The following is a 7450-nucleotide window of genomic DNA, read 5'->3' on the forward strand; positions in this document are numbered from 1 at the left end:
ACTGTATCCAATCGTTCCGATTGTCGGTGGGGTAGCCTGTCTCGGTGTCATGATTCAAATGGAGTGGCAGGTCCAGGGGATCGGTGTTGGGATAGTTCTCGTCGGAATCGCTTGGTATCAGTTCTACGCGAAAGAGAAGGCAATTTCGACGACATTGATCGGCGAAGCTGTCGCACCACGCGAAGAAGAGCTCGAGGAAGAGGCCTACCGCGTCGTCGTTCCCGTCTCAAATCCAAATACGGAACGACCACTCCTCAAGTACGCGGCCGCGAGCGCGGCGAGCCAAGATCAAGAGGGTGAGCTCGTTGCCGTCAACGTAATCGAGGTCCCACCACAAACTTCGCCAGCACAGATCGAGTTCGAAGAGGAACGCGTTGAGCGACAGCGAGAACTGCTCGAAAACGCTCGCGATATTGCTGCCGACCTGGATATTGCAATCAGGACGCGAGCAATCGTTGGGCGAAATGCGGGCAATACGCTCCTCTCTGTCCTCGAGGATGAGAAGGCGGACCACGTGCTACTGGGCTGGGCCGGTGAGCGTCGCCGACGCGACGTCCTATTCGGCTCGACGATCGATCCGCTGCTTGAGCGCGCACCATGTGACGTAACTCTGATTAAGGATCCGACTGACTCTCCGGGGAACATCGTCACGCTGGCAGGTACTGGTCCGCACGCTTCGACATCCGCAAAACGGGCGGGCGAATTTCACCGTGCGTTTTCGGATAGCACACTCACGCTGTTGAACGTACAGCCCACATCTGAAGAGACGAAAGAAGAAGTGACGGCCGAGACCCCGGTGAGTCCTGAGGAAGTTGGACAAGAAACGATTGCTGCCACCGCCTATGACGCACAACTCGAGGAGGACGAATACGAATCTCGCGTAATCGTTGCTGACGACGTCGGTGACGCACTGGTTACGGCAGCGAACGAATATGATACCGTTATCCTCGGTGCGACAGGTACTAGCACTGTCGCTCAAGCTCTGTATGGATCGATTCCGCAACGGATCGTCGAACAGAGCGATGGAACAGTTATGATGGCTCGCGGTGAACAACGGGTCCCCCGAACGTTCCGACAAGCGCTGATTCAGCGTCTTGAACAATAACGTATGTTGCGGGTATCTCTGTTCGGCGTAATCAAGCTCAAAGGTTCGGTGGGTGAGGATCACACGGATATCTGCAATCACACCTCCGGAGGAGAGAAGGCATTGAGAGAGCACAAATGAGGCGGACACTGCACGTTGATTGGCGAGCTGGGCTGAGTCTGGTGGGGACCATCATTGCGTTCTTTTCGCTTGCATTTATGGTTCCAATTATCGTCGCACTCAGTTATGGTGGAGAAGATCTCTGGGTCTTCATCATCTCGATGATTCTCTCTGCCGGATTTGGAATCTCCCTTCGCCAGTTAGATCCTGAACCCGAGCCAGGTGCCCGAGAAGCGTTCTTTGTTGTCTCAATGTCGTGGTTACTCGTAGCCATATTCGGCGCGATTCCGTATATCCTCGCTGGAAACGGAACCATCGCCTCACCGGTAAATGCACTCTTCGAAAGTATGAGCGGGTTCACGACAACCGGTGCGACAGTAATGGGCGACATCTCACTCGATACCCACTCTCGCTCGATATTGATGTGGCGCCAGCTTACTCAGTGGCTCGGTGGAATGGGAATCATTGTTCTTGCGGTCGCCATCCTCTCTCAGATGGCTGTTGGTGGTGCTCAGCTGATGCAAGCGGAAACACCCGGTCCAGGAATCTCGAAGCTCACACCCCACATTGCCGAAACTGCACGTGTCCTCTGGCTTGCGTATGTTGGGTTCACTGCCCTTCTGGTGGCTCTACTGTACGGATTGCATCTGATAGGCTACGCGCCCAATATGGACCTATACAATGCGTTTGCTCATGGTTTTACAACGCTTCCGACCGGTGGCTTTTCCCCAGAAGCCAGAAGCGTCGAAGCGTTCTCTCCTGCCGTTCAGTGGCTCATTATCCCGTTTATGTTTATCGCCGGTGTGAACTTCGTTCTTTGGTGGCATTTCGTCACGGGCGATCCGTGGAAACTCCTTCGTGATCAGGAGTTCAGGTTATATCTCGGCGTGGTGACGACGCTTTCGCTCATCGGAACGTTCATGCTCTTTTTCGATGCCGGGTTGCAAACGACGGAAACCGGCCAGATCGGGGGTAATATTGAACGCTCCGCTCGTTACGCGATCTTCCAGATCGCATCACTGACGAATTCGACGGGCTATGCAAATATGGACTTCGACACCTGGGGGACACCCGCGAAGGCGCTTCTGTTCTTCGCGATGTTCATTGGTGGCAGTGCAGGATCCACGGGAGGTGGAATCAAGGTTCTCCGGTGGCTAGTGATTATTAAATCACTTCGACGAGAGGTATATACGACAATTCATCCTGAAGCAGTTCGTCCCGTTCGAATGAGTGGAGAGGTTCTTGATGAAGAGGCGATCCGCGGTATCTATGCGTTCACGCTGCTGTATTTCGTGCTGTTCTTCGTCGGTATTCTTCTTCTTGCGATCGACACCTCAGTCGCCAATTTCGAAATTGACACTTTCGATTTAGTGACCGCTGTAATTGCGACGCTTGGGAATATTGGACCGGGATTCGGTGTCGTCGGACCAATGGGTGGCTACGGTGACTTCCCCACGAGCTCAAAGCTACTAATGGTACTGTACATGTGGATCGGGCGTCTCGAAATCTTTCCCGTCCTTGTGCTGTTGACCGCCGCATACTGGCGTTCTTAAATCATCCTTTCACGTCGCTTGGTCGACGTACAGTCCGAAGACTCAATAGATAGCCCAGCCGGCCCAGGCGAAAATTTGAGCAAAAAAAAATATCTCGAGAAGACTTCCGTTCTGAGCACACTACGCATCTCGAGCGATAGGGACTCGTCTCTGGGATAGTGAAGATGAGAGCAACACTGCTTCCTGTTAACCAACGCTCGAAGGGAGTATCATCCTCTGTTGGTTAAGCTGCAGAACTATCATGGATTTTGCTGGTCCAGTCAGTGGATCGGGATATGAGCGACAATGCTGTGACGACCCTCGAGTGTCCGTCTCCCGATTGCTCGAGAAGGTTCGGAGCAAGCGCTGAGTTCACTGAACACATCAACACCGAGCACGCCGGCGAGTACCAACGCGACGACTGGCTGGATACCGAGGCCGGACGGCAAGCTCAGCGTGACCGCAACGGGAGTACGGACACGGATGAAGAGTGAGTGATTGCTCGAGCAGCCCGCACTGCCAGCGAGTTGTACGCATCATCGCCGTTATTTAGCAAGGCTCGGCGGTACTGTGAACGGTATTATGACGAGTAGCTCATTTTCTCCTATTGTGGCTAGAGCGTTGAGGTGGGAACGATGGCGGTTCCGTACTTGCCTGCTTCGACTGTCTCACGGATCTCTTCGAGATCACTCGTCATAGTAAGTGCAACAATAAGATGTATGCGAGCTTTCCAGACTGGGAGGTCCTCCATTGAAACGTCAGTACCCTCCTCATCGGACGGTGACGCTGGGCCATCAAAGTTGCGTGTACTGCTGACAACGGGAATACCAGCATCGAGAGTAGCTTCAACTGCGTCGCTTATCGCAGGTGACGTTCCGCCGCGACCCGAATGTTGTACTGCGAACCCATCAGCATCGTATTTCCCATTAACCGCTTGTTCCATCAGCGGTGCTTCAGCCCCGGCTCCCGTCGCGACGATCGGGACCGTCCTTTCAGGCGTTGCCTCGAGGTCACAGTCAGAGAGATTTGAGGAATAGCTTCCCGGTTCGCGGTAGATTAGTATCTCGTCATCAGTGAAACGAGCGATCGGACCGGGCGATCCAGAAGAGAACGTCTCTAGTGACCATGTATCGGATTTCATGATGTCGCGGGCGGCATGTACTGTTTCGTTCAAAAGAGCGTAAACCCCACTTGGTTCATCGGAGAGATGGAACTCATTGCGAGTAACAAGGCGTGCTGCTAAAAGCAGATTCGATGGACCATCAGCAACGATTGCATCTGCGGGACGCATTGCGCCGACAAATACAACGGGAATATCCAGATCTAACACCAGATCGTTAAAGTACGCGTCTTCTTCAATTGTGTTCGTCCCGTGAGTGACGATAACACCAGCAGCACCGTCTTCCTCGGCTTGTTTCGCTGCTTTTGCAACACTCACATAATCCTCGACCAAAAGACTGGGGCTTCCTTTTTGCGCCGCCTCCACGATTTCGATGTCAACGAAGTGCTCTAATTCTGGAACGGATTCGACGATTGCGTCTGCTTCTTCGGAGAGGCTATAGCCCTCATCAGCAGCCTCTTCTGTACTCGCGATGGTTCCACCGGTTTGTACAAGCCGTACCAATGGCCGCTCGTCTTCGTCAGGTAGCTCTACGTCTTCCAGCATCTCTTCGGCGGACTGTGCCGTTGCCGCCCCGCTAGCGAGGGCTGTCCCACCTGCGGCCCCCGCAAGTTGGATGAATAATCTCCTGTTTGGCATGAAACTTCCAGTTTCATCTCCCATCGATGCTTTTTCAGCATGTTTGTCTGCCATAGCGCTTGAGAGTTCGATCACTTGTTAATAGATTTTCTCCTATTATGTCCTGTTCAGGTTATACAACATATTAGTTATTAAATGCAGCATGGAGGTGGCCCAATATTCATTGATCAGCCAGTCAAAGAGGAGGTAAGTGAATGTTCCTACACTCATATATTAGAATCTGTTCTCTGGTTGATGAGAGACAGTTTGGCCCCTCTGCAAGGCATCATTTGTTTGACTCCGACGGCGTCTCTCGTATGATGAGACGCTGACTGAACCTCGAGTTGCGACAAAGTGGGAGTGCTAGGGGGTGGTTTTGAGCAACTCCAGTCGGCTGAGTTGCTCAAAACGGATCTGAAGAGATTATCATAAGATCATAACCGGAAATAGTGGATCCTATATTCCGATTGTCTTGTATCGCCGGTAGTAGTACAGTGGGATAGCGATATACGGAAGAAATAGACCTCCTGCTAAATAGGCCAGGGCACTTGGATGCCAGTCAGTCTCCGAACGGACGTACCGCATATCGAGATACCACACTAACGGGAGAGCGATCATCAGCGGGAACAGGATCAGTGCAATCAAGCCCGCTAATCCAGCGAGAATTCCGATACCTGTCGAATCGAGTATACCGAACAGTAGAAAACCTGCAAACCAAACACCGATACCCTTCAGGAAAAGACGATTCCATGGTCGGCTTTGCTCAAGAGAGTGAAGCCGACCCGAACTCTGATTGGATGTGTGTGATTTTGTGCTGGTACTTTGATTTGTTGTCGTCGAGATCTCCGCATCAGTTCCAACGGGTTGTGTTGGAGCCGATGCTGCCACGGGTTCGGGTTCGGTTTTGGTTTCTGATTCTTCCGTGATGTGCGGTGTATACTCTCGAACGATATCGTACGCATCTAGTTTGTGTACCAGCCGCTCGAGACTGTCCCCGTCAACAAGCTTCACATTGAGGTCCTTAGCGCGCTCCTTTGCCGAGTTAGTGAACTGATTCGATGTCACGACAACGACGGAGTCAGCGTCCGGCTGCTGATGCTTGAGACTCGCGTACTGTTGGATATCCGGTCCACCAACGGACGTATTTGGGCCGTAGCGCTTCGCCTGTATCAGCTTCTTTTGCGAATAGGGACTAGATTTTGTCGCAGTGACGTCGATTCCAGCATCCATTGATGCTTGAGATACCTCGCAGTCCCAGCCCTGTTCTTCCCAGAGATCGGCGATAAAGTACTCAAAGTCGTAATCATCCATCCCCTGCAGTATCTGCTTGATATCTGCATCCTCCAAACTCTGGATCTCACTTTGCTCGGAATCCGAGTTGTGTGAGGTAGTCTTGGATTCGGTTTGTGACCTCGATTGAGCCAATTCCTGTGCTCGGTCAAGTCGATCTACCATATCGTCTTGCGGAGCAGTGCCGATATTCCTGCAGGCAGTGACGTACCGATTGAGGATTTCGACTTCGTCTCGATGTCGGTCGTCCTTTCGGTAGATGATTCCGAGGTGTCGATAGTACGCCGGAGCTATTGCTGGAGAGCCGTAGCGCTGATCTTGTTTCTGCTTAGCTTCTGCCTCGACGAAGTCAATACACCACAGAAGTAAGTTCTCGGCTTCAGTATGCGCTCTTTCTCGTTTTAATTGCTTGATGTCGTCTACTGCTTCAGTATAATGATCATACGGGTATTCATGGGCCCGTTCCCAAACCCAATCGTCTGTTGCTAGAGGACTACTTTGTGTAAAGGTAGAATCCCCTTTCCCACGAGATGACCCGCTGAGGAGATTATTAAGTTTATCGAGCATGACTGTGTCTGTTCCCTATACGACAATAGGTGTGTCGTCATTTGAAAATTATCCGTTATTGGACGTTCGGTAGGTGGTTACGATAGCCTCATCTCCCGTACTGTGACAGCTGGCATAAGATGAGGGGACCTTCGTTCTGACAATCAATCGTAAGACACCAAGCAAACAATTAACACGTCTTTTTCCATATGAGAGCATAATGGGGCTCTTCGGAAATTCAGATGATTATCCAGAGCAGGCGAGGCGATTAGCGGAAAAGGCGCGTGGAAAGAGCATTACTGCCAAGCGACTTGCGGTCACCGATACAACACTACATTCGTGGTTACAAAGAGAGCCACTTCTCAACTATCTTCAGGGGGATATTCTTGACGAAGACCAGGAACAACCAGAGTACATGCTTTTTGGGCCGGAAGATGATCCAATAAAACAATATCGAGTGACAGGCAACTCGAATGCAGAACCAGCTCAAATATTTCGGCCGCTTGACTCCTATCGAGTAGTCTGCCTCATTACTGATCGCCGACTGCTTGTCTCTGTTCCACAAGAAAGTGGAGATAACATCTCAGGGTATGAGTATGAGTTCATCGAAGCCTTCTCGCTGCAAAAGAAGAGTTGGATAAAGGGGGAATTCTGGTTCCGAGTAAATGATACTGTGTACAGAATCCCTTTCGAGACCTCCTTCCTCAATAACGATTCTCTAGATGATATCAAGTCATATTTGGAGATAACGGCCGAGATTCCGAATGTTGGATCTGGTGAGCAAGTCAAAAAAGGGATAGCAGGCCGGAATAACCGTATTTCCTCTGAGCCAGACGACTGGTCTTTCATAGCTCAATTTGACCTCAGCGATCTTCCAGAGGAGGAGGAGCAGTGTCGATTCGCTTTCGAAATAGGGGACGGCGGGTTGGAAGTACAACAAGGAACGGAAGAGGCAGGTAGCACACGGCGTTATGTACCGTCCGCTGGCAAGCCTGGACTTGCAATTATCACGAACCAACGGTGTGTGTTCGTGATCGGTCGCGATAAGCGAAATCGGGTGCTTTCAGTTCCATATGGGAGCGTGTCATAGAAAGCGTCACGTACGAAGCAGCAGGGTGCGCGAAGTGTGTCCAACACAAG

The 7450-nt window shown here is 51.5% G+C and carries 6 protein-coding genes; 4 read left to right on the forward strand and 2 right to left on the reverse strand.

All coding sequences use genetic code 11. The annotated features are described in order from the left end of the window. The 3 genes from QA600_RS22635 to QA600_RS22645 all read left to right on the forward strand — a co-directional run. The coding region (locus tag QA600_RS22635; protein WP_278294198.1) for a universal stress protein at window positions 1-1105 on the forward strand (1105 nt) is incomplete at its 5' end. A gap of 116 nt (window positions 1106-1221) precedes the next feature. Continuing rightward, window positions 1222-2757 (forward strand): TrkH family potassium uptake protein, encoded by a 1536-nt coding sequence (locus tag QA600_RS22640; RefSeq protein ID WP_278294199.1) that lies wholly within the window; start codon window positions 1222-1224, stop codon window positions 2755-2757. A 275-nt stretch (window positions 2758-3032) separates the two neighbouring features. Further along, window positions 3033-3230 (forward strand): hypothetical protein, encoded by a 198-nt coding sequence (locus QA600_RS22645; RefSeq protein WP_278294200.1) that lies wholly within the window; start codon window positions 3033-3035, stop codon window positions 3228-3230. Between the two features lie 119 nt (window positions 3231-3349). Here QA600_RS22645 and QA600_RS22650 read toward each other — a convergent pair whose 3' ends face one another. Then, window positions 3350-4549 (reverse strand): asparaginase, encoded by a 1200-nt coding sequence (locus QA600_RS22650; protein WP_278294201.1) that lies wholly within the window; start codon window positions 4547-4549, stop codon window positions 3350-3352. A gap of 381 nt (window positions 4550-4930) precedes the next feature. Then, on the reverse strand, window positions 4931-6331 hold the full coding sequence (locus QA600_RS22655; RefSeq protein WP_278294202.1) for a restriction endonuclease: 1401 nt from the start codon (window positions 6329-6331) through the stop codon (window positions 4931-4933). 199 nt (window positions 6332-6530) lie between these two features. On the opposite strand from QA600_RS22655, the gene QA600_RS22660 reads away from it, so the two are divergent. Further along, complete coding sequence (locus QA600_RS22660; protein WP_278294203.1) at window positions 6531-7400, forward strand: PH domain-containing protein; 870 nt, start codon at window positions 6531-6533, stop codon at window positions 7398-7400. Window positions 7401-7450: the final 50 nt, after the last annotated feature.

The organism is Natronococcus sp. A-GB1 (genome assembly GCF_029688845.1).
Taxonomy (GTDB): domain Archaea; phylum Halobacteriota; class Halobacteria; order Halobacteriales; family Natrialbaceae; genus Natronococcus.